This window comes from Streptomyces sp. NPDC059477, assembly GCF_042749375.1.
GTDB lineage: Bacteria > Actinomycetota > Actinomycetes > Streptomycetales > Streptomycetaceae > Streptomyces.
Genome location: NZ_JBHYUG010000027.1, coordinates 13,579 through 33,122, shown reverse-complemented (window position 1 = coordinate 33,122; position 19,544 = coordinate 13,579). Strand labels below are relative to the sequence as shown.

General features: G+C 71.4%; 21 protein-coding genes and 1 tRNA gene. 3 read left to right on the top strand and 19 right to left on the bottom strand.

The features are described from left to right. Window positions 1-133 precede the first annotated feature (133 nt). Window positions 134-2,659, top strand: a complete 2,526-nt coding sequence (locus tag ACFXAZ_RS16310; RefSeq protein WP_384590598.1) for an MMPL family transporter — start codon at window positions 134-136, stop codon at window positions 2,657-2,659. A 202-nt stretch (window positions 2,660-2,861) separates the two neighbouring features. On the opposite strand, the gene ACFXAZ_RS16305 is transcribed toward ACFXAZ_RS16310, so the two are convergent. The 4 genes from ACFXAZ_RS16305 to ACFXAZ_RS16290 form a co-directional block, all read right to left on the bottom strand. Further along, on the bottom strand, window positions 2,862-3,335 hold the full coding sequence (locus ACFXAZ_RS16305) for a PPOX class F420-dependent oxidoreductase (protein ID WP_384590595.1): 474 nt from the start codon (window positions 3,333-3,335) through the stop codon (window positions 2,862-2,864). Between the two features lie 97 nt (window positions 3,336-3,432). Next, window positions 3,433-4,254, bottom strand: coding sequence for a YceI family protein (locus ACFXAZ_RS16300; RefSeq protein WP_384590592.1), 822 nt, complete (start codon window positions 4,252-4,254; stop codon window positions 3,433-3,435). 42 nt (window positions 4,255-4,296) lie between these two features. Continuing rightward, on the bottom strand, window positions 4,297-6,921 hold the full coding sequence (locus tag ACFXAZ_RS16295) for an MFS transporter (protein ID WP_384590589.1): 2,625 nt from the start codon (window positions 6,919-6,921) through the stop codon (window positions 4,297-4,299). Window positions 6,922-7,045: 124 nt separating this feature from the next. Beyond that, the gene (locus tag ACFXAZ_RS16290; protein ID WP_384590587.1) at window positions 7,046-7,498 is read right to left on the bottom strand and encodes a MarR family winged helix-turn-helix transcriptional regulator; all 453 of its coding nucleotides are present in this window, start codon (window positions 7,496-7,498) and stop codon (window positions 7,046-7,048) included. Window positions 7,499-7,819: 321 nt separating this feature from the next. Between ACFXAZ_RS16290 and ACFXAZ_RS16285 the strand changes: the two genes are divergently transcribed. Continuing rightward, entirely contained in the window at window positions 7,820-8,011 is a 192-nt protein-coding gene (locus ACFXAZ_RS16285) for a hypothetical protein (protein WP_384590584.1), read from the top strand. 268 nt (window positions 8,012-8,279) lie between these two features. Here the strand turns inward: ACFXAZ_RS16285 and ACFXAZ_RS16280 are convergent, their stop codons facing one another. From ACFXAZ_RS16280 to ACFXAZ_RS16250, 7 genes are all read right to left on the bottom strand, one after another. After that, a complete protein-coding gene (locus tag ACFXAZ_RS16280) occupies window positions 8,280-9,191 on the bottom strand; it encodes an RNA polymerase sigma factor SigF (protein ID WP_384590581.1) in 912 nt (303 codons plus the stop codon). Between the two features lie 495 nt (window positions 9,192-9,686). Next, window positions 9,687-10,475 (bottom strand): RNA polymerase sigma factor SigF, encoded by a 789-nt coding sequence (locus ACFXAZ_RS16275; RefSeq protein ID WP_384590744.1) that lies wholly within the window; start codon window positions 10,473-10,475, stop codon window positions 9,687-9,689. Between the two features lie 494 nt (window positions 10,476-10,969). Then, window positions 10,970-11,263, bottom strand: a complete 294-nt coding sequence (locus ACFXAZ_RS16270) for a Dabb family protein (RefSeq protein ID WP_384590578.1) — start codon at window positions 11,261-11,263, stop codon at window positions 10,970-10,972. Then, a complete protein-coding gene (locus ACFXAZ_RS16265; protein WP_384590575.1) occupies window positions 11,263-11,439 on the bottom strand; it encodes a hypothetical protein in 177 nt (58 codons plus the stop codon). Before ACFXAZ_RS16265 ends, ACFXAZ_RS16270 begins: the two co-directional genes overlap by 1 nt. Window positions 11,440-11,809: 370 nt before the next feature. After that, window positions 11,810-11,897, bottom strand: a tRNA-Ser gene (locus tag ACFXAZ_RS16260). A gap of 64 nt (window positions 11,898-11,961) precedes the next feature. Further along, entirely contained in the window at window positions 11,962-12,456 is a 495-nt protein-coding gene (gene tadA, locus ACFXAZ_RS16255) for a tRNA adenosine(34) deaminase TadA (RefSeq protein WP_384590572.1), read from the bottom strand. 5 nt (window positions 12,457-12,461) lie between these two features. Next, complete coding sequence (locus ACFXAZ_RS16250; RefSeq protein ID WP_384590742.1) at window positions 12,462-12,995, bottom strand: hypothetical protein; 534 nt, start codon at window positions 12,993-12,995, stop codon at window positions 12,462-12,464. A 1,051-nt stretch (window positions 12,996-14,046) separates the two neighbouring features. Between ACFXAZ_RS16250 and upp the strand changes: the two genes are divergently transcribed. Continuing rightward, a complete protein-coding gene (gene upp, locus ACFXAZ_RS16245; protein ID WP_384590570.1) occupies window positions 14,047-14,682 on the top strand; it encodes a uracil phosphoribosyltransferase in 636 nt (211 codons plus the stop codon). A gap of 65 nt (window positions 14,683-14,747) precedes the next feature. On the opposite strand, the gene ACFXAZ_RS16240 is transcribed toward upp, so the two are convergent. The 8 genes from ACFXAZ_RS16240 to ACFXAZ_RS16205 all read right to left on the bottom strand — a co-directional run bounded on the left by ACFXAZ_RS16240 (window position 14,748) and on the right by ACFXAZ_RS16205 (window position 19,389). Further along, on the bottom strand, window positions 14,748-15,437 hold the full coding sequence (locus tag ACFXAZ_RS16240; protein WP_384590567.1) for a LytR C-terminal domain-containing protein: 690 nt from the start codon (window positions 15,435-15,437) through the stop codon (window positions 14,748-14,750). A 150-nt stretch (window positions 15,438-15,587) separates the two neighbouring features. Then, a complete protein-coding gene (locus ACFXAZ_RS16235; protein ID WP_384590564.1) occupies window positions 15,588-15,884 on the bottom strand; it encodes a type II toxin-antitoxin system VapB family antitoxin in 297 nt (98 codons plus the stop codon). A 271-nt stretch (window positions 15,885-16,155) separates the two neighbouring features. Beyond that, entirely contained in the window at window positions 16,156-16,344 is a 189-nt protein-coding gene (locus ACFXAZ_RS16230) for a YegP family protein (protein WP_384590561.1), read from the bottom strand. A gap of 139 nt (window positions 16,345-16,483) precedes the next feature. Then, the gene (locus ACFXAZ_RS16225; protein ID WP_384590558.1) at window positions 16,484-16,621 is read right to left on the bottom strand and encodes a hypothetical protein; all 138 of its coding nucleotides are present in this window, start codon (window positions 16,619-16,621) and stop codon (window positions 16,484-16,486) included. Between the two features lie 50 nt (window positions 16,622-16,671). Continuing rightward, window positions 16,672-17,184 (bottom strand): hypothetical protein, encoded by a 513-nt coding sequence (locus ACFXAZ_RS16220; RefSeq protein ID WP_384590555.1) that lies wholly within the window; start codon window positions 17,182-17,184, stop codon window positions 16,672-16,674. Further along, a complete protein-coding gene (locus ACFXAZ_RS16215) occupies window positions 17,181-17,864 on the bottom strand; it encodes an HdeD family acid-resistance protein (protein ID WP_384590552.1) in 684 nt (227 codons plus the stop codon). The genes ACFXAZ_RS16220 and ACFXAZ_RS16215 overlap by 4 nt, the downstream gene beginning before the upstream one ends. 70 nt (window positions 17,865-17,934) lie before the next feature. Continuing rightward, a complete protein-coding gene (locus tag ACFXAZ_RS16210; protein WP_384590549.1) occupies window positions 17,935-18,648 on the bottom strand; it encodes an HhH-GPD-type base excision DNA repair protein in 714 nt (237 codons plus the stop codon). Window positions 18,649-18,675: 27 nt separating this feature from the next. Continuing rightward, window positions 18,676-19,389: a siderophore-interacting protein gene (locus ACFXAZ_RS16205; protein WP_384590546.1), complete on the bottom strand. Its 714-nt coding sequence runs from the start codon at window positions 19,387-19,389 to the stop codon at window positions 18,676-18,678. Window positions 19,390-19,544 lie beyond the last annotated feature (155 nt).

Below are 19,544 nucleotides of genomic sequence, written 5' to 3'. Positions count from 1 at the left end.
ATGAGGGCCGTATCCACGGCATGAACAGGTGCCCCGGAGCGAGCGGCTCCGGGGCACCGCCCCATGTGGCCCATATGGCCCATGTGGCCCCCCTCAGGATGCCGGGACGATCCTCCCGGCATCCAATGAGAGCGTGTCAAGCGCCCTGAGCCGGGCGAGATCCGGCCTCCTGCAACGGCTCGGGGAATGGTGCGCCCGCCATTTCGTGATCGTCATCGTGGCGTGGCTGGCCGCGATGGCCGGACTGCAAGCCCTCGAACACGCCTTCGGCGGCAACTACGCCGACAACTTCGAGCTGCCCGGCGCCCAGTCCCAGCACGGCAGCGACATCCTCAAGCAGCACTACCCGGCGGCCAGCGGCTACAGCGCGCAGATCGTGCTGCACGACGCCGGACAGCCGCTGACCGCGCTCGGCACCGAGATCGCGCAGACGGTCGATGGCCTCCAGAGACTCCCGCATGTGCAGTCGGTGCAGAACCCGCTGACCACCCCGCCGGCCGCCCCGGGCGTGGGCCCGCTCGCCACCGACGGCAGAACGGCCTACATCACCGTCCGCTTCGACGTGATGCCCTCCAACCTGGGCGGGAGCTATCTGCACGGCGTCGACGACTCCGTACAGCCGCTGCGGGCGGCCGGGGCGCAGGTCGAGTACGGCGGATCGCTGGGCGAGCTGGCCCGGCCCGTGGCGAACGACCGGGTCAGCGAGCTGATCGGGTTCGCGGTGGCCGTCGTCGTGCTGCTGATCGGCTTCGGCAGTGTCATCGCGGCCTTCATCCCGCTGCTCACCGCGCTGATCGGGGTGATCGGCGGACTGGCCTGCCTCGGACTGCTCGCCGCCGCCTTCACCTTCGCCACCGTCTCCCCGACCCTGGCCACGATGATCGGGCTCGGCGTCGGCATCGACTACGCCCTGTTCCTGATCACCCGGTACCGCCAGCGGATCATCGACGGGGCGAGCCCGGTGCGCGCGGCCGGGCTGGCGAACGCCATCAGCGGCCGGGCCGTGCTGGTCTCCGGCTGCACGGTGATCGTGGCGCTGGCGGGCCTGTACGCCTCCGGCGTCTCCTTCATCGGCAAGCTGGGCGCCGCCGCCGCGGTGACCGTGATCTCGGCGGTGCTCGGCGCGCTGACGCTGGTCCCGGCCCTGCTGGGGCTGATCGGCAATCAGATCGACCGCTGGCATGTACGCCGCCCGGTCGCCGAGACCGACGCCCCGCCCGGCGAGGCACCGCAGGGGATGTGGCACCGGTACGCGCGGCGGGTGCAGCGCCGGCCGCTGCGCTATCTGGCGGCCGGGGTGACGGCCATCGTCGTCCTCGCGATCCCCGTCTTCTCCATCCAGCTCGGCCATATCGACGACGGCGCCGACCCGACGTCCTTCACCGACCGGCGGGCGTACGACCTGATGACCGACGCGTTCGGGCCCGGCTCCAACGGCCCGCTGACCATCGTCGTCGACCAGTCCGCGGTGCCCGCCGGCCAGCGTCAGGCCGTCGCCGCCCAGGCGCAGCGGACCCTGAACGCCGTACCGGGCGCGGCGACGGTCACCCCGCTGATGCCCGCCGGGGACGGGGACGTCCTGGTTGGCACGGTCTATTCGTCGGCGTCCCCGCAGAGCGCCGACACCACGGCCCTGACCAACCGGCTGATCCACGACACCCTCCCCGCGGCCCTGAAGGGCACCGCCGCCAAGGGCTATGTCACCGGTTCCACGGCCGCCCAGGTCGACTTCCGGGACATCGTCGCCGAGCGGCTGCCGCTGATCATCGGGGTCGTGGTCGCCCTCGCCTTCCTGATCATCCTGGCGGTCTTCCACGGCCTCCTCGTGGCCGTGAAGGCGGCCGTCCTCAACGTCCTGTCCATCGCGGCCTCGTACGGGGTCGTCGTGGCCGTCTTCCAGTGGGGCTGGGGCGGCCCGGCCCTCGGTGTCTCGGGCACGGTCCCCATCGAGAGCTACGTCCCGATGATGATGTTCGCGATCATCTTCGGCCTGAGCATGGACTACGAGATCTTCCTGCTCTCCCGCGTCCATGAGGGCTGGCTCCGCACGGGCGACGCCAGGGCCGCGGTCGCGCACGCCCTGGAGATCACCGCGCGGGTCATCACCTGCGCGGCCCTGATCATGGTGAGCGTCTTCGCCGCGTTCATCATCAGCGACAACATCGTGGTCAAGATGCTGGGCCTGGGCCTGGCCGTGAGCGTCCTCATCGACGCGACCGTCGTACGGCTGCTGCTGGTCCCGGCGGTGATGACACTGCTCGGCCCGCACGCCTGGTGGACCCCGAAGTGGCTGGACCGGCTGCTGCCGCAGATCGACGCGGAGGGGGAGAAGGTGGGGAAGGGCTCCGCCCAGCCGCCGCGGTCCCGGACCGAGCCGGAGCCCCAGCCGCCCCAGCCTGAGCCGCAGCCCCATCCCGAGCCGCCGCAGCCTGAGCCGCAGCCGCAGCCGCAGCCCCAGCCCGAGCCGCCGCAGTCTCAGCCGCCGCAGACCCAGCCGCCCCAGCCCGAGCCGAGGCAGTCCCAGTCCCAGCCGTCTTCCGGCGTCCGGCCGACATCCGCCACACCGCGGCCCCAGCCCCAGCCCCAACCCCGGCCCCAGCCGCCCGTCGTCGGCCGAGGACCCCAGGGTCCTTCTGGTGATCCGTCAGAAGGACCCTAGCCTTGTCACGGCGGGACGGCGGGACGGCGGGAACGGGGGCAACGGGGGGAACGGCGGAAGCGAGGGGCAGCCGTCGCACCTCGACCGGGGCCGGATCACCGAGGTGACCTGCTGGACCGGGGCTTCGCCCTCGCCCCGGACCTCCTGATCGCGGGTATCGAGGCCATGGCGGGCCCGCGTCAAGGGCCGAAGTGACCGCGATTCACTGCCCGCCCTCGACCACCCGGGCCGGAAAACCGCCGGTGGCGATCGGCCCCCACCGTTCCGGCGTCACCCGCACGATCGACTTCCCCTGCTTCACCATCGCCGCCCGGTACTCGTCCCAGTCCGGGTGCTCCCCGGCGATGTTCCGGTAGTACTCCACCAGCGGCTCGACGGAGTCCGGCGGGTCGATGACCTCGGCGGTGCCGTCCACCTGCACCCACGGCCCGTCCCACTCGTCGCTCAGCACGATCACACTCACCCGGGCGTCCCGCTTGGCGTTGCGCGTCTTCGCCCGCTCGGGATACGTGGAGACCACGATCCGCCCGGAGTCGTCGACCCCGCAGGCCAGCGGCGAGCCCTGCGGAGCGCCGTCGGCCCGCCGGGTCAGCAGGATCGCCCGGTGCCGGGGACGCACGAATTCCAGCAGCTCGGCCAGGGAGACCGTTGTGTTCGTCGCGATGTTCGGTGCCATACCGGGCAGCCTAGGCGCCCGTCGCCGCCGCTGCCTGTCACTGCCGTGCCTACGCACAGGACGTCAGATCCACTGGCCCCTCAGGCCGCACGGGACATCAGCCCTCCGGCAGCACCTCCCCCCGCACCGCCTGGATGTCCAGCCGCACCTTCAGCGTCGTACCGATCGCCCCGATCCCCGCCCGCACCACCTGGTTGTAGTGCATGGCGAAGTCCTCGCGCCGCAGTTCGGCCGTCGCGCGGAACGCGGCGCGGACGCCGCCCCAGGTGTCCGGGCCGGTGCCGAGATAGGCGAGCCCGAGATCCACCGGCCGTACCACCCCGTGCAGCGACAGTTCGCCGTGGACGGTCCACCGGTCGGGGCCCGCCGTCGTCAGCCCGGTCGAGCGGTAGCCGATCTCCGGGAACCGCTCCACGTCCAGGAAGTCGGCCGAGCGCAGATGCCCGTCCCGCGTCCCGTTCCCGGTGTCGATCGACGCGGCCCGGATCACCGCCGTCACCCGGGACTTGGCCACCTCGTCGGGGGCGATCTCGATCGACCCGGAGAATTCCGTGAACCGCCCGTGCACGCTGGAGATCCCCAGGTGCTGGGCGACCGCGCCGACGCTGGAGTGCGCCGGGTCGATGGTCCACGGCCCCGGCGGGGGCAGCTCGGTGCCGCCCTGCCGGGCCAGTGTCAGCGTGCCGAGTTCGGCCCGGCCGCTCGCGGTGACGATCGCGCTGCGGGCCTCGGGCGCGTACCCGATCGCCGTGACGATCACGGTGTACGCCCCCGGCGCCAGCGCGGCCGGGTCCGCCACCGTGCCTTCCACGTCCGCCTCCAGCCGCAGCACCTGCGTGCCGGTCATGTCCATCACCGTCACGACCGCGTGCGACACGGCCCACCCGTCCCGCGTACGGATCTGCGCGGTCAGTCCCATCCCGTTCTCCCCAAAGGTCGTGCGCAACGGTCGTCTGTCGGGTCACTCGCCGGGGTGGGCGAGGCTGATGTCGTGGTCGTCGGCACCGTGGCCGGAGACGGTCAGCGAGGTCGCCAGCGGCGGATAGCCCGTCGCGATGACCGTGTACTCCCCGCTGTCCAGATCGGTGAAGGCGTACGCCCCGTCCGTCCCGGTGGTCGCGGTGCCGGCCACGTTCCCGGCCGCGTCGACCAGGGTGACCCGGGCATCGGCGAGCGGCCCGTGCGGGGCGCGGACGATCCCCTGGACCCGGGCCCCCGCGTCCAGGTCGACCTCGATCCGGGTGACCCCGGTGCCCCCGACCTCCACGGGCAGCGCCCGTGGCCGGAAACCGGCGGCGGTGACGGCGACGGTCACCGGCCCCGGCACCAGCTCCGCGAGCACGAACTCGCCCTGCTCGCCGGTGGTCTGGGTGGCCAGCAGATCCCCGCGCACATCGGTGACGATCACCATCGCGTCCTTGACCGCCAGCCCGCCCACCGCGGCCCGCACCACACCGGTCAGCCCACTGGTCCCGCTGAGCAGGATGTCGTACGAGAACGGCTCACCGTTCACGACGATCGTGGACGCCTGTGGCTGGAACCCGTCGGCGGAGGCGATCAGGACGTACGATCCGGCGCCGGGCGCGTCGAGCGCGTAGGAGCCGTCGCCCTGGGCGATCGAGCGGCCGAGCTGCCGCCCGCCCAGCGAGATCAGGGTGACGGCGGCCTGCGGCACGGGCGCGTGCTCGGCCCCGTGCACGGTCCCGCGCACGGGGATCGTGCCACCACCGGAACCGGAGGCGGCGCCGAACGCCGGTTCGGACGTGGCGGAGGCGACGCCGGCGAGCCGCCGGGTGCCGCCGATCTCCGCACCGGCCGATCCACCGACCGATCCGCCGACCGATCCGGTGACCGAATCGCCGGCCGAATCGCCGACCGACGCGGCGCCGACCATGACCGGCACCTTCACCTCGGCGACCGCAGCCTCCGCCGCTCCCGCCGCCCCTGCCATTCCCGCCGCTCCCTCACTCCCCGCCGGACCCGGGGCCGCCTCGGCGGCAGCCTGGGCCAGCGCCCCCTGGGTGCGCAACGGCACCTCCTTGATGAACAGGGCGCAGAGCAGGGCGAGCAGGGCGATGGGCGCCGCGTACAGGAAGACATCGGCGATCCCGCTGCCGTAGCTGCTCTCCATGAGGGTGCGGATCGGGCCGGGCAGGGCGTTCATGTCCGGGAGGGCGCCGCTGGTGTCGCCGCCGCCGGCCAGTTGGGCGGCCGACCGCGGGTCGAGGGAGGCGGCGCCCTGCTCGACGTAGTGGGTGATCCGATGGGCGAGGACCGCGCCGAGGGCGGAGACGCCGACGGCGCCGCCCAGGGAGCGGAAGAAGTTCACGACCGAGCTGGCGGCACCGAGGTCGCTCGGGGCGACCTGGTTCTGGGTGGCCAGCACGAGGTTCTGCATCATCATGCCGACGCCGAGACCCAGCAGGGCCATGTAGATCGCCACGTGCCAGTAGGCGGTGTCGTACTCGATGGTGCTCAGCAGCCCGAGTCCGGCGGTCACCAGGACGCCGCCGATGAGCAGCCAGCTCTTCCAGCGTCCGGTGCGGGTGATGATCCGGCCGGAGACCGTGGAGGACAGGAACAGACCCATGATCATCGGGATGGTCATGACGCCGGACATGGTGGGCGACTTGTCGCGGGCGAGCTGGAAGTACTGGGAGAAGAAGATCGTGCCCGTGAACATCGCGATGCCGACGAACAGCGAGGCCAGCGAGGCCAGCGAGATGGTCCGGTTGCGGAACAGCCGCAGCGGGACGATCGGCTCGCTCGCCCGGGACTCGGTGAACACGAACAGCAGCAGCAGCGCGAGCGTCCCGCCGACCATGGCGTACGTCTGCCAGGACACCCAGTCGTACTTGCTCCCGGCGAAGGTGACCCAGACCAGCAGCAGACTGACGGCGGCGGTGATGAGGAAGGCCCCGGCCCAGTCGACCTTCACCCGCCGCTTGGCGACGGGCAGATGCAGGGTGCGCTGGAGCACGACCAGGGCGACGATCGCGAAGGGCACGCCGACGTAGAAGCACCAGCGCCAGCCGAGCCAGGAGGTGTCGGTGATGACACCGCCGATCAGCGGGCCGCCGACCATGGCGGTGGCGAAGGTGGCGCCGAGGTAGCCGTTGTACCGGCCGCGCTCGCGCGGGGAGATCATCGCCGCGAGGATGATCTGGGCCAGCGACGACAGCCCGCCCATGCCGATGCCCTGCACGGCACGGAAGATGATCAGGGTCGCCGGGTTCTGCGAGAGTCCGGCCGCCGCCGAGCCCAGTACGAAAATCACCAGGGCGATCTGGACCAGCAGCTTCTTGGAGAACAGATCGGAGAGCTTGCCCCACAGCGGGGTGGACGCGGTCATCGCCAGCAGCGCGGCGGTGACGACCCAGGTGTACGCGCTCTGGCCGCCGCCGAGGTCGGTGATGATGTCGGGCAGCGCGTTGGAGACGATCGTCGACGACAGGATCGCCACGAACATGCCGAGCAGCAGCCCGGTCAGCGCCTCCATGATCTGCCGGTGCGACATGGCTTCGCCGTGGGAGCCTCCCCCATGCTTGGCGTGCGCCCGCACACCGGCTGGTGTGGTTGTTGCCATGGACTTCCTTTTCTTCCTCTACGTGCGCAGATGTACGGGTGTCGGGGTGGACTGAATCGACCGCACTGACCGCACTGACCGCGCCGACTGCACTGACGGCACTGCCTGAACTGACGTTCGACGGTCAGACGTTCGCAATAGCACTCGGCCGATGCTCGCTGAAACTCGCCCGCAGCCGGGCCATCAGCCGGGTCAGGTCCCCGATCTCGCCCTCGGTCCAGTCGCTCAGCCGCTCGGCCACCAGCGCGGTGGTGCGCCGCTGCATGTCGTCGAGCACCTCGTGCCCGGCGGGGGTCAACCGCAGAATGCGGGAGCGTTTGTCGGCGGGGTCACAGCTGCGTTCGATGAGCCCACGGTCGGCGAGATGGGCGACGTGCCGGCTGGTGACGGACATGTCCACGACCAGCGACTCCGCCAGCTGCCCGATCCGGATGTCCCCGTGCTGGTCGATCACCATCAGGGCGGCGATCGATCCGGCCGGACAGGAAGCGGGCGCGATCCGCGCCAACTCCCGCTTGACCGCGCCAACGGCACTGAGCTGCCGCGCCAGTTCGGCGTACTGCGTCGACTCCGCCACCCAGCCCTCCCCAAGATCGTTGCTTGAGGCAACCTTAAAAGCGGATGGTTGTCGCAGGCAAATAAAAGGATGCTGAGGGCAGCAAAAGTTTGGCAAAGGCAAGTATTGACGGGTGTAAAGAGGCAGGTGGGGCGGGGGAGGAGCCCGGTGGACGGCAGGTGTCTTCTGAGCCCGTCCGGCGATTGAGGACGAGGCCGTTCAGGCCGAAAGGGGGGTCTGGGGGCACAGCCCCCAGAAGACCCAACTCCGGGTGACATCACCACCCCCCCCACCGAACCCCCCCCATAGGCGGCGCCGCCGACGAAGCGAACGTCTCGACCCATGGCCAACTCCCAGAATCCCCAGGGCACCCCGGACCCCGCGGGCAGCACTCAGATGTTCCGCGCCTTCGTCGACGACCCCCAGAGCAGCCGCCCCCAGCAGACCTCCTCGGGCCCCAGGCTGGGCCTGATCCTCGGCGTGGTCGCGGCGGTCGTGATCGTGGCGGCGGTGGCCTGGCTGGCGCTGAAGTAGGGGGAAGCCCCGCTTCCACCCGGCGCCGCCGAAGCCGTACTCCTTGCGAAGGCGGCGCCGCCGACGACGTACGGCCGTCTCCCGAGCCCACGGAGCCGTCTCCTGAGCCCACCGCCACGGAACCGTCGCCTCCGCCCCCCCGCACGCGGAAAGCGGCCAATGTGGCTGACGGCACGCCAGTAAAGAAGCAGTGCGGGGGCGGATCCCCCCCCGCAAGGTGACCTCGGCCGGATACCCCGGATACTCCGGATACCCGGCCTCCCGGCCTCTAGTCCGAGATCAGGCCCTCGCGGAGCTGCGCCAGGGTCCGGGTCAGCAGCCGGGAGACGTGCATCTGGGAGATGCCGACCTCCTCGCCGATCTGGGACTGGGTCATGTTGGCGAAGAAGCGGAGCATGATGATCCGGCGCTCGCGGGGCGGCAGCTTGGCCAGCAGCGGCTTGAGGGACTCGCGGTACTCGACGCCCTCCAGCGCGGTGTCCTCGTAGCCGAGGCGGTCCGCGAGGGAGCCCTCGCCGCCGTCGTCCTCGGGCGCCGGGGAGTCCAGCGAGGACGCGGTGTAGGCGTTGCCCACGGCCAGGCCGTCGACCACGTCCTCCTCGGAGACACCGAGGACCGCGGCCAGCTCGGTGACCGTCGGGGAGCGGTCCAGCTTCTGGGAGAGTTCGTCGCTGGCCTTGGTGAGGGCCAGCCGCAGCTCCTGGAGCCGGCGCGGCACCCGTACCGACCACGAGGTGTCCCGGAAGAACCGCTTGATCTCGCCGACGACGGTCGGCATGGCGAACGTCGGGAACTCCACCCCGCGTTCGCAGTCGAACCGGTCGATCGCCTTGATCAGCCCGATGGTGCCGACCTGGACGATGTCTTCCATCGGCTCGTTGCGTGAGCGGAACCGGGCCGCCGCGTACCGCACCAGCGGAAGGTTCAGCTCGATCAAGGTGTCCCGGACATAGGCCCGCTCGGGGCTGTTCTCGTCGAGGGCGGCGAGCCGCAGGAACAGCGAGCGGGACAGGGTGCGGGTGTCGATGGCTTCCGAGGCGGCCGGTACGGCCGGGGCCGGGACGGCCGGGAGAGCCGACGTGGCGTCGATGACGTCGATGGGGCCGAGCGTGTCGAGCGCCTCGGGCGCATCGCTCTTCGTCAGCGTGAGCACCTTCGAGCTGCCCTGGTCTGCGGACATGCCACCCCCTTTGGGTCGCGGGACGGTCGTGGCCGCTCCTCTGCCGAGGAGCGCAGCCTTCACCTGAATACCGGAGCCGGAGCCACGGCAAACGCGCTTCCCGCAGAATGTCACATGTCGGCAACACGCTGTAGTGACATGTCGACATGCGAGACGCGAATCGGCCCTGGAAAAAGGGGGTGTGACGGTTTTTCAGCCCGAATCCGCCACCAACATCCCTGGTGGGCGATTCGCTCGCGGAGGTGACAGATCGCTCTCGCTTTCGGTTGTGCGCCGGTCCGCCCACCGGTCGCACCCGGACCGCTCACCGGTCGCACCCGATCCGCCCGCCGGTCTCATCCGGACCGGCCACCGGGCTCGTCCGGGTGCCCCGGCCCACCGGCGGCCCGCCCGCTCCGGATACGTCCCTGCCGCCCAGCCGGTCACGCGTCACCGGACGCTCCGCTTCCGGCCCGGCGCGGGCCGCTTCCGGCCACCCCGGGCCGGGCGCGGCCGTCAGGCGTCGATGCGGTTCGCCGTCCGCAGCCGCTGGAAACTGCGCGCCAGCAGCCGGGAGACATGCATTTGCGAGACGCCGAGTTCGGCGCTGATCTGGGACTGCGTGAGATTGCTGTAGTACCGCAGCAGCAGAATTCGCTGTTCACGTTCCGGAAGCTGAACCAGCAGATGCCGTACGAGATCCCGGTGCTCGACCCCGTCCAGGGCCGGGTCCTCGTAGCCGAGCCGGTCCAGCAGTCCGGGCAGGCCGTCGCCCTCCTGGGCGGCCTCCAGCGAGGTCGCGTGGTACGACCGCCCGGCCTCGATGCAGGAGAGCACCTCGTCCTCGGAGATCCGCAGCCGCTCGGCGATCTCGGCGGTGGTCGGGGAGCGCCCGAAGGCGGTGGTCAGGTCCTCGGTCGCGCTGTTCACCTGCACCCACAGCTCATGCAGGCGACGCGGTACGTGGACCGTGCGGACGTTGTCCCGGAAGTAGCGCTTGATCTCCCCGACGACCGTCGGCATGGCGAAGGTGGGGAACTGCACGCCCCGCTCCGGGTCGAACCGGTCGATGGCGTTGATCAGCCCGATGGTGCCGACCTGGACCACGTCCTCCATCGGCTCGTTGCGGGAGCGGAAGCGGGCGGCGGCGTAGCGCACGAGCGGGAGATTGGCCTCGATGAGCGCGCCGCGCACCCGGTTGTGCTCCGGCGTGCCCGGCTGATGCTGCTTCAGCTCCCCGAACAGCACCTGGGTGAGCGCCCGGGTGTCCGCCCCCCGGGTGCTGCGCTGCGGGGTGGCGGCGATGGGGGGCTGCGGCGGGGGGCTGTCCGCCGGGGGCTGCGGGTCCGTCGAGGACTGTGGGTCCGCCAGGGACTGTGGGTCCACCGGGGACTGTGGGTCCACCGGGGACCGTGGGTCTGTCGAGGGCTGTAGGACCGCCGGGGGTTGCAGGACCACCGGGGGCTGTAGGACCGCCGGGGACTGCTGGGGTGCGCCCATCGGGGGCCGCCGGGGCGTGTCCGCCGGGGAGCCCTGGGGCGGTGCTTGAGGCGCAGTACTGGCCGGCACGGTCAACTCCACCTCGTAATCTGTCAACTCATCCGTCAAAAGCGGTCATAGCATCACAAGACATGTGCACTGTGTGCAAGCACCGTATTACTCCGTGTTGAGGGTGAATTGCTTCATACGTGGATTCATACGTGGGTTCACGCATGGGTTCATGTGACGCGAAGGAGCCCTCCGCCATTGCGGCGAAGGGCTCTGCGCGGGCTCTGCGGGCCGGTCTGACCGGCCGTTTCTCAGAACTCGTAGTCGGCGACGACCCAGGTGGCGAACTCGCGCCACAACGCCACGCCCGCCTGGTGGGCCGGGTGGTCCAGATAGCGCTTGAGGGCGTCGGCGTCGTCGACCGCCGAGTTGATCGCGAAGTCGTACGCGATGGGGCGGTCGCTGATGTTCCAGCCCACCTCCCAGAAGCGGAGTTCCGCGATCGTGCCGCCGAGCGCGGTGAACGCCTCGACGCCCGCGACGACCCGGGGGTCGTCACGCTCCACGCCTTCGTTGAGCTTGAGCAGAACCAGATGGCGGATCATCACTTACCTCCGTTGGCGGCCCAGGTCATGAAGTCACCGATGGCCCTGGCGGCGTCCGATATGCCTTCGAACACTATCTGGACGTAGTCCGCTGCCTTCGCCGGATCCGTGATGATCAAATACAGCACGAAGACCACGAGTAGATAGACGGCGATCTTCTTCGCGTTCACCGCCACCGCGGCCTCCCCTGGGACTGCCCTCGCTGCTGCCGGCGGTGAGTGTAGCTTCACGCGTGATTTGAGGACCAACGGCCCAATCGGCGGGGCCGTTCGCCACCGTGCCCCGGACCGCCGCGCGGACCACCATGGGGACGAGGCCGAAGCGGTTCTGGCAGGAGTCCGCGGCGGCCGGGACGGACCTTCACTGCGGGGTACGCGCCACCGGTCTCCCCGTGACCGGCGCGTACTTGAGGGTCCACCCCCGCCGGGGGAGACGGCCGATCCCTCGCGACCGTCTTCCCCGACCCACACCGGTCCAGGACCGTCACCGGTCCGGCAAAGGGTCCGACAGAAGAAGGACCCCGTCTTTCGACGGGGCCCTTCTCGGTGGCGGTAGCGGAGGGATTTGAACCCTCGGTGACTTGCGCCACACTCGCTTTCGAGGCGAGCTCCTTCGGCCGCTCGGACACGCTACCGAGAGAGACCTTACAACAAGGCGCGGCATGGTCTGAAATCGGTATCCGGCCGTCGGGGGACGGCTCAGCGGGTGCGGAAGAAGTCGGTCAGGAGGCGGGCGCACTCGTCGGCGAGCACGCCCTCGATCACCTCGGGCCGGTGGTTGAGCCGGCGGTCGCGTACGACGTCCCAGAGGGAGCCGGTCGCGCCCGCCTTGGCGTCCCGGGCGCCGTAGACGACCCGGTCGACCCTGGCCAGCACCAGGGCGCCCGCGCACATCGTGCAGGGCTCCAGGGTGACCACCAGGGTGCAGCCGGTGAGCCGCCACCGGCCGAGCGCGGCGGCGGCCCGGCGTACCGCGAGCACCTCGGCGTGCGCGGTGGGGTCGCCGGTGGCCTCGCGCTCGTTGTGCCCGGTGGCCAGCACGGTCGTGCCGTCCGGGGCCAGTACGACGGCTCCGACGGGCACGTCACCACCGGCGACGGCCCGTCCGGCCTGGTCCAGGGCGAGCCGCATGGCGGCCCGCCAGGGGTCACGTACCGGGTCGGGAGCGGGGTCGAGGTCGGGGGGCGGGGGCATCGCGGTCAGCGCACGGTCTCCAGCACCTCCGAGGCGCCCAGGGCGTCGGCGATCTCGCCCACGGCGTCCCCGGACAGCGACAGCAGCTCCTTCTCGCTGACGCCGAGGTCGTCGAGGATGGCCCGGTCGCCGACGGGGCCGTGCGGCAGCGAATCGTCGCCGGTGGCGTCGTCCGTGTCGTCGTTCTCGTTGTCGTTCTCGCCGTCCTCGGTGCCGTCGAGATCGAGGGCGTCCAGGTCGTCGCCGGGGTCGTCGGGATCCCGGCCGAGCAGTTCGTCGGTGAGCAGGATCTCGCCGTAGCTGCTGCGGGCAGCGGCGAGAGCGTCGGAGACATAGATCCGGGCGTCGTCCTCGCCGTCGAAGCGGACGACGCCGAACCAGGCGTCCTCCTGCTCGATCAGAACGAGCACCGTGTCCTCGTCCGGAGCGGCTTCCCGGGCCAGGTCGGCCAGATCCGACAGGGTCTCCACATCGTCGAGCTCTGTATCGCTCGCTTCCCACCCGTCTTCGGTGCGCGCGAGCAGTGCGGCGAAGTACACCGTGACTCTCCCACTGGTCATAGGCGTGCCGGTTGGGGGTCCCCCCGGCGGAGGTCGCGGGTGGAGGAGCGGTGCTCCGAGCCCCACCCACTCGGAATCGTGGCAGAAACAAGGCGTCCAGGGGACGTCTTCGGCTCCCTGTGTCTGGCACTTTTGATCGCACGTGAGCAAAGAGTCACCAGCGCACTTGTCGCCACCACGTGCGGATCGTACGCGGGTTTCCTGCGGCGCCTCGCACGACCACCCGGTCAACGCCCGTACGCCGCACGGATCTTCCCGGCGTGGTCCGCCCGGCGGGTCTACCAGCGGAATGTTCGCATGCGCATCGCGTGCCGCAACCGGGCGGTCTTGGCCCGGCGGGGCTGCACCCGATCGCGCAGTGCGCGTGCCTCGGAGAGTTCCCGCAGAAACTGCGCCCGGCGCCTCCGGCGCTCGGCATCCGCCTCGCGCGCTCCGGCATCCGGGTCCTGGGCGGAGTCCGCCGGGGGCTCCTGTGTGGGCTGCTGTGCCCGCTCCCGCGCGGACTGCCCTGCGGGCTCCTGGGTCGGCTGCCGGGTGGGACCCTGGGGCGACTTCCGGGCGGGTTGTCGGGCCGATTTCCGGGTGGGTTGTGGCGGGGGCTGCGGCGGGGGTTGCTCTGTGGGCTCCTGGGCCTCCGGCTCCCCGGCGGATTTTGGGGCGGATTCCCGGGCGGGCCGCCGGGCCGACTGCCGGGTGGGCTGCCGGGTCGGCCGCCGCGTGGGTTCTTGGGCCGACCCCCGGGCCGAGTCGCCCACGTCCGGCGGAGCCGCCGGGTCCGGTGGGTCCGCCGGGTCCGGTGGGTCCGCCGGGTCCGGTGGGTCCCGTCGGACCGGTGGGTTGGACGGGTCCGCTGGGCCCGCTGGATCCCGTGGGCCCGGCAGGTCCGCTGGGCCCGCTGGATCTGATGGGTCCGGCAGGTCCGGCAGGTCACGCATGGTTTCACCACCCCGGTCGGTCCATCCCATTTTCCCCCGGATGGGCGGTTTGATGCCAGCGCGCGGGTGGAGGGGCCGCGGTTACTGTTATGGGCATGCGTCTCCACGTCGTCGACCACCCCCTGGTCGCTCACAAGCTCACCACGCTGCGCGACCGGCGCACCGACTCCCCGACCTTCCGCCGGCTCGCCGACGAACTGGTCACCCTGCTCGCCTACGAGGCCACGCGGGACGTGCGCACCGAGCAGGTCGACATCGCCACGCCGGTCAGCGAGACGACCGGAGTCAAGCTGTCCCACCCGCGTCCCCTGGTGGTGCCGATCCTGCGGGCCGGGCTCGGCATGCTGGACGGCATGGTCCGGCTGCTGCCGACCGCCGAGGTGGGGTTCCTGGGCATGATCCGCGACGAGGAGACCCTCCAGGCGTCCACGTACGCCACCCGCATGCCGGAGGACCTCTCCGGACGCCAGGTGTACGTCCTCGACCCGATGCTGGCCACGGGGGGCACGCTCGTCGCCGCGATCCGGGAGCTGATCCGGCGCGGCGCCGACGATGTGACCGCCGTGGTGCTGCTCGCCGCCCCCGAGGGCGTCGAGATCATGGAACGCGAACTCGCCGGCACGCCGGTCACCGTCGTCACCGCGTCGGTCGACGAACGGCTCAACGAGCAGGGGTACATCGTGCCGGGGCTGGGGGACGCGGGGGATCGTATGTATGGGGCGGCCGAGTAGGGACGCCGCGGTGGTGGGCGGGAGCGAGGTCCTGTCCCGCCGGCACCCCGTCGGGCCCCCGACGGTCAGCAGCCCTTCGTGGTCCCGCTCGGCGTCGGTGAAGGTGACGTCAGGGCCGTCAGGGCCTGGTCGGCCGTGGCCCGCACGGTCAGTTGCTTGAAGGCGTCACCGAGGATCAGATCCACCTCCGTGCCCTTGCGCCCGGCATCGGTGCGCCGCTCCGCGCCCGCGAGCTGGGTCGCCAGCACCGGCAGCGAGGTGTTCAGGGAGGCGCTCGGCCCGAGCAGTATCCCGGCGCCCTTCACCTTCTTGTCGTACTGCTTCGCCGCGTTCCCGACCTCACCGATCTTGAAGCCACGTTTCGCCAGTTCGTCGGCGGTTTTCTTGGCCAGCCCGGCGCGGGTGGTGGCGTTGAGGACGTTCACCGTGATCGTGCCGGGGGCCGGCACGGCGGCCGAGCCCTGGGCCGGTCCTTCCGCCGCTCCGCCCGCCCGCGCGGAGGCACCCGCACGGGGTGACGGACTCGCCGATCCGGGACAGCGCCCGTCCGCACTCGCCGCCGCCGCGCTGTCGCCGCCACCGGTGAAGACGTCGATGAGCTGCAACGTGCCCCAGCCGATCAACCCGATCGCGGTCGTCGAGGCCACCAGGGCGAGCACGAGCCTGCCCCGCCGCCGGGGCCGGCGCATTCGCGGGAACTTGTCCCCCGTGATCCGGTACTGGCCACCCATGCCGGGGGGAGTCAGCATGCTCATGAGCGCAGCGTAGTGCGCCCGAGCGGTGATGCCTACTAGATGATCATTCGACGTGGCCCGGTCAACCCGAAAGGGCCAACGGATGGGCCCGAGTGGGGTCAGGGGGCAGGGGGCGCAGGGGGGACTCAGGGTGCTGTCGGGTCGGCTGGGTCAGCCGAGTTCCAGGACGCGCGCGTGCAGCACCTGACGCTGCTGGAGCGCGGCGCGGACCGCGCGGTGCAGTCCGTCCTCCAGATAGAGATCGCCCTGCCACTTGACGACATGCGCGAAGAGATCGCCGTAGAAGGTCGAGTCCTCGGCGAGCAGCGTCTCCAGGTCGAGTTGCTGCTTGGTCGTGACGAGCTGATCGAGGCGGACCGGGCGCGGCGCGACGTCCGCCCACTGCCGGGTGCTGTCCCGGCCATGGTCGGGGTACGGCCGGCCGTTTCCGATGCGCTTGAAGATCACACGGAAAGCCTACCGGCCAAGCGCTTCGCGGCGCAGCCATGGAGAGGCAGTACGAGCCCGGAAAGATGCCCTCATTCGGGGCAGAACGGAAGGGCGGTGGGCGCGGGTTCGGGCGGAGGTCCGACCTGAGCGGGGCGGGGGACTGACCTGAGCGGCGGCGAGCCCGCCACCGCGGCCATCGAATCGGCGCTGTCCGCCGGGCCCATGGGTCCGGATCCGCCGCCTGTGCGGGTCTGTTCGCCCGGGGTGTCGGTCGCCGGGTGCCGGTCGCCTAGAGGGTCGGTTCCTTCTCGACCACCGGCGCACCGGCTGCGTTCGCCTTCACGGACTCGATGCCGTGCAGGCACGACGCCTTGGTCTCGTAGGCCTCGCCGACCGCGATGATCTCGCCGTTGCCCGCCTTGAGCCGGAACCGGTACTTGTCCGACCTGTCCTTGTACATCTCGAACTTGCCTGCCATGGCATGCCACCTCTCGGACGTGCCCCCTCAAGTGACGCTAATCCAGAGTGCCGCCCGGCGCAGCTCGGGCCGGGGGAGCGGCCGGAGCGGCCCGTCGTCGCCGAGCCGGACGCCCCGGCGTGAGGCGTCCGGCTCCGGGTCAGCCGCGCTGCCGCTCCCGCAGGACGGGGGCGGGGCGCGGTGCGGGCTGCTGTGGTTCGGGTTCCGGCTCGGGCGGGTTGCGGCGGGCTTCCGCGCGCAGCAGGGCACGCAGGACGGCGTACGGGTCGCTGGGCATGACGTTCTACCTCGCTCGGGGGGTGGGGGCTGTTTCCGGGGCGGGGCCCGTCAGCAGCGCAGGACCACCGAGCGCAGGTGGTGCAGGGAGTACGAGGGGGCGGGCGGCGCGGGGTGCGGGCGGTGAGCGGCGCGGCCCGGCGGGGCGGGGCGTTCGGGGACGGGGCGCGCGGCGGTGACCGGACGGCGGGAGACCCGGGTGACCGGGCGCAGGGCGGAGTCGAGGAGGTCGCACTCGGCCGCCGTACCGCCGTTCTCGTGGACGCCCACCGTGAGCGGCAGGGCGTGCGCTCCGGTGTGCGTGCCCGGTACCAGGAGGGCGAGCAGCAGGACGGCGGTCCGCAGCCACCAGGTGGGGTGGTGGGCGTGGTGCCGGGGCATCACCGTCCGGTCCGCCCAGGGCAGCGCGACGGGCGGTCCGGTGGTTCGTACGGCAGTCCGTACGGCACTCCGTACGGCGGGCAGCCCGCCGGGGAACGCGTGCCGGATCGGCGATCCGGCCGCCCGGCGTGGACCTTCTCCCCCGGTCTCCCGGACGCCAGCCGGGCCGCGCCCCTCGTTCACAGCGTCCGGGGCACCTCTCGTGCGCGTCCCCGCATCATCACGGCGGTGATGATCTCGACGATGCCGACGGCGAGCAGCCAGATGCCGGTGACCAGGGTCAGTACGGCGATCGACTCGAAGGGGGAGACGATCAGCACGATCCCGGCGAGGAAGGTGACGATGCCCAGGAAGATCTGCCAGCCGCGGGCGGGCATCGCGCTGTCGGAGGACGCCGCCAGCGTCTGGGTGATGCCGCGGATCAGCCAGCCGATGCCGATCCACAGGGCCAGCAGCAGGATCGACTGGGTCGGGCCGCGGAAGCAGAACAGGCCCAGCAGGATCGACACCGCGCCGCTGATGAACGCGAGCACCCGCAGCGAGGTCGTGCGGTGGGTGCCGAAGGCCGCGGCGAGCTGGAAGACGCCGCTGACGAGGAGGTAGAGGCCGAAGAGGATGCCCGCGACCCGCAGGGAGGCGCCGGGCCAGACAAGGATCAGCACGCCCAGGATCAGCGACGCGATGCCGGTGACCAGCACCACCTGCCAGGCGGCGCGGGACAGGGCGTGCAGCGGGCCCTCGAAGGGCGGCTCCGGCTCGTAGCCGCCGGCGCCGGATGGCGAGGCCGCGGTGTGCCGGCCGCCGTGAACCTTGCGGTCGTCGTACTCGGGATCCCAGGAGGGACCGCTCGATGGCTCGGTCATGATCCATGCTTGGATCGCGCCCGGCGGACCCGCCACCCGGGAGGTCCAAGCGGTTGACCGCCGCCCGGCCCTACGCCTTCTTCTTCGCCGGGTTCCCTGGCTTCGCCGACGTCGCCGACGTCCTTGGCTTCCCCGACGTCCTTGGCTTCCCCGTCGTCGGCTTCCCCGACGTCCCTGACTTCCCCGTCGTCGCCGACGTCGCCGTCTTGGCGGCCTTCGCCGCCGCCTTCATCTCCTGTTTGTGGGCCCGGACCTTGGCGAGCGACTCCGGGCCGGTGATGTCGGCGACCGAGCGGTACGACGTGGTCTCGCCGTACGCCCCGGCGGCCTCGCGCCAGCCCGTCGGCCGTACGCCGAGCTGCTTGCCGAGCAGGGCGAGGAAGATCTGGGCCTTCTGCTTGCCGAAGCCGGGCAGTTGCTCCAGCCGCTTCAGCAGCTCGGCGCCGCCGGCCACGCCCCGCCAGACCGCCTCGGCGTCACCGTCGTAGTGCTCGACCAGGTACTGGCACAACTGCTGGACGCGCTGCGCCATCGACCCCGGGTAGCGGTGCACGGCCGGTTTCTCGGAGAGCAGCGCCGCGAACGCCTCCGGGTCGCGCGCGGCGATCTCGTGCGCGTCCAGATCGTCGGCGCCGAGCCGGTCGGCGATCGTACGAGGTCCTCTGAAGGCCCATTCCATCGGCACTTGCTGGTCCAGCAGCATCCCCACCAGCGCGGCGAGCGGCGAGCGGCCGAGCAGCGCGTCGGCGTCCGGGTCCTGGGCCAGGTGAAGGCTGACGTCCATGCGTCGATGATCCCCCGCCCCTCGCGGTTACGCGCGCCAGTACCCCAGCGCGTGCGTCCGCTCCTTCGGCACGCCCAGTTCCCTGCGTACGTACGACGACAGGGTGCGGGTCGTCGCCGTGTCGCAGGCGATCCACACGTACGGGTGCGGGGTCGCGCGCAGGAGTCCGGGGAGTTCGGCGCGGACGCGGTCGGTGAGGGCGGAGCCCTGGCGGGGGATCGCGCGGACCTCGTGGCGGTCGGCGTCGGCGCGGCTCGGCAGGCCGTCGAGGCTGCCCTCGAACCAGAGGGTGGCCGGGGCCGACGGGAACGCGTCGAGGAGGGAGTTGAGCGCGGGCAGCGAGGCCGGGTCACCGATCGCGAAGACGTGCGAGGGCTCGGGCTGGGGCCGCTGGAAGCCCGTGCCCTGGACCGTCGCCTCGATGGTGTCCCCGGGTCGCGCCGCCCGCGCCCAGTCACTGGCGCACCCCTCATGGAGTGCGAATTCGAGGGAGAAGGTGCCGGTCTCCCGGTCCGGGTCGACCAGCGTGTACGCGCGCTGATGGGGCTTGCCCGCGTTGTCGAACCACAGCCGCGCCCACATCGTGGGGTGCGGACCGTGCGCGGTGAGCAGGTCGCCGTCGCGCAGCCGCAGCCGCCGGTAGACCGGGCTCACGTCCTCCACGCCCGTCACGGTCAGGACGAAGTCCTTCGCGCCCATCAGCCGCAGGACCCTGCCCTGCCAGCCGTGCCCCTGCGCCATGGTGCCCCTTCACATGTCGCGTACGATCTCTCCCCACCGGTTTACTTAGGCAAGCCTAACCTAAGATCTCCGGGGAGCGCCAGGGCCGGGAAGAGCCGTCGTCGCCGTCGCCGTCGTCGTCGCCGGGGTCGGGGTCGGGGAAGAAGAGTGCGGAG

Excerpts from the sequence above, each read along its gene's own strand:
- ACFXAZ_RS16305 (WP_384590595.1), bottom strand. The coding sequence starts at position 3,335 with ATGGCACCGAACATCGCGACGAACACAACGGTCTCCCTGGCCGAGCTG.
- ACFXAZ_RS16300 (WP_384590592.1), bottom strand. The coding sequence starts at position 4,254 with ATGGGACTGACCGCGCAGATCCGTACGCGGGACGGGTGGGCCGTGTCG.
- ACFXAZ_RS16295 (WP_384590589.1), bottom strand. The coding sequence starts at position 6,921 with ATGGCAACAACCACACCAGCCGGTGTGCGGGCGCACGCCAAGCATGGG.
- ACFXAZ_RS16285 (WP_384590584.1), top strand. The coding sequence starts at position 7,820 with ATGGCCAACTCCCAGAATCCCCAGGGCACCCCGGACCCCGCGGGCAGC.
- ACFXAZ_RS16280 (WP_384590581.1), bottom strand. The coding sequence starts at position 9,191 with ATGTCCGCAGACCAGGGCAGCTCGAAGGTGCTCACGCTGACGAAGAGC.
- ACFXAZ_RS16270 (WP_384590578.1), bottom strand. The coding sequence starts at position 11,263 with ATGATCCGCCATCTGGTTCTGCTCAAGCTCAACGAAGGCGTGGAGCGT.
- tadA (WP_384590572.1), bottom strand. The coding sequence starts at position 12,456 with ATGCCCCCGCCCCCCGACCTCGACCCCGCTCCCGACCCGGTACGTGAC.
- upp (WP_384590570.1), top strand. The coding sequence starts at position 14,047 with ATGCGTCTCCACGTCGTCGACCACCCCCTGGTCGCTCACAAGCTCACC.
- ACFXAZ_RS16240 (WP_384590567.1), bottom strand. The coding sequence starts at position 15,437 with ATGAGCATGCTGACTCCCCCCGGCATGGGTGGCCAGTACCGGATCACG.
- ACFXAZ_RS16230 (WP_384590561.1), bottom strand. The coding sequence starts at position 16,344 with ATGGCAGGCAAGTTCGAGATGTACAAGGACAGGTCGGACAAGTACCGG.
- ACFXAZ_RS16225 (WP_384590558.1), bottom strand. The coding sequence starts at position 16,621 with ATGCCCAGCGACCCGTACGCCGTCCTGCGTGCCCTGCTGCGCGCGGAA.
- ACFXAZ_RS16215 (WP_384590552.1), bottom strand. The coding sequence starts at position 17,864 with ATGACCGAGCCATCGAGCGGTCCCTCCTGGGATCCCGAGTACGACGAC.
- ACFXAZ_RS16210 (WP_384590549.1), bottom strand. The coding sequence starts at position 18,648 with ATGGACGTCAGCCTTCACCTGGCCCAGGACCCGGACGCCGACGCGCTG.
- ACFXAZ_RS16205 (WP_384590546.1), bottom strand. The coding sequence starts at position 19,389 with ATGGCGCAGGGGCACGGCTGGCAGGGCAGGGTCCTGCGGCTGATGGGC.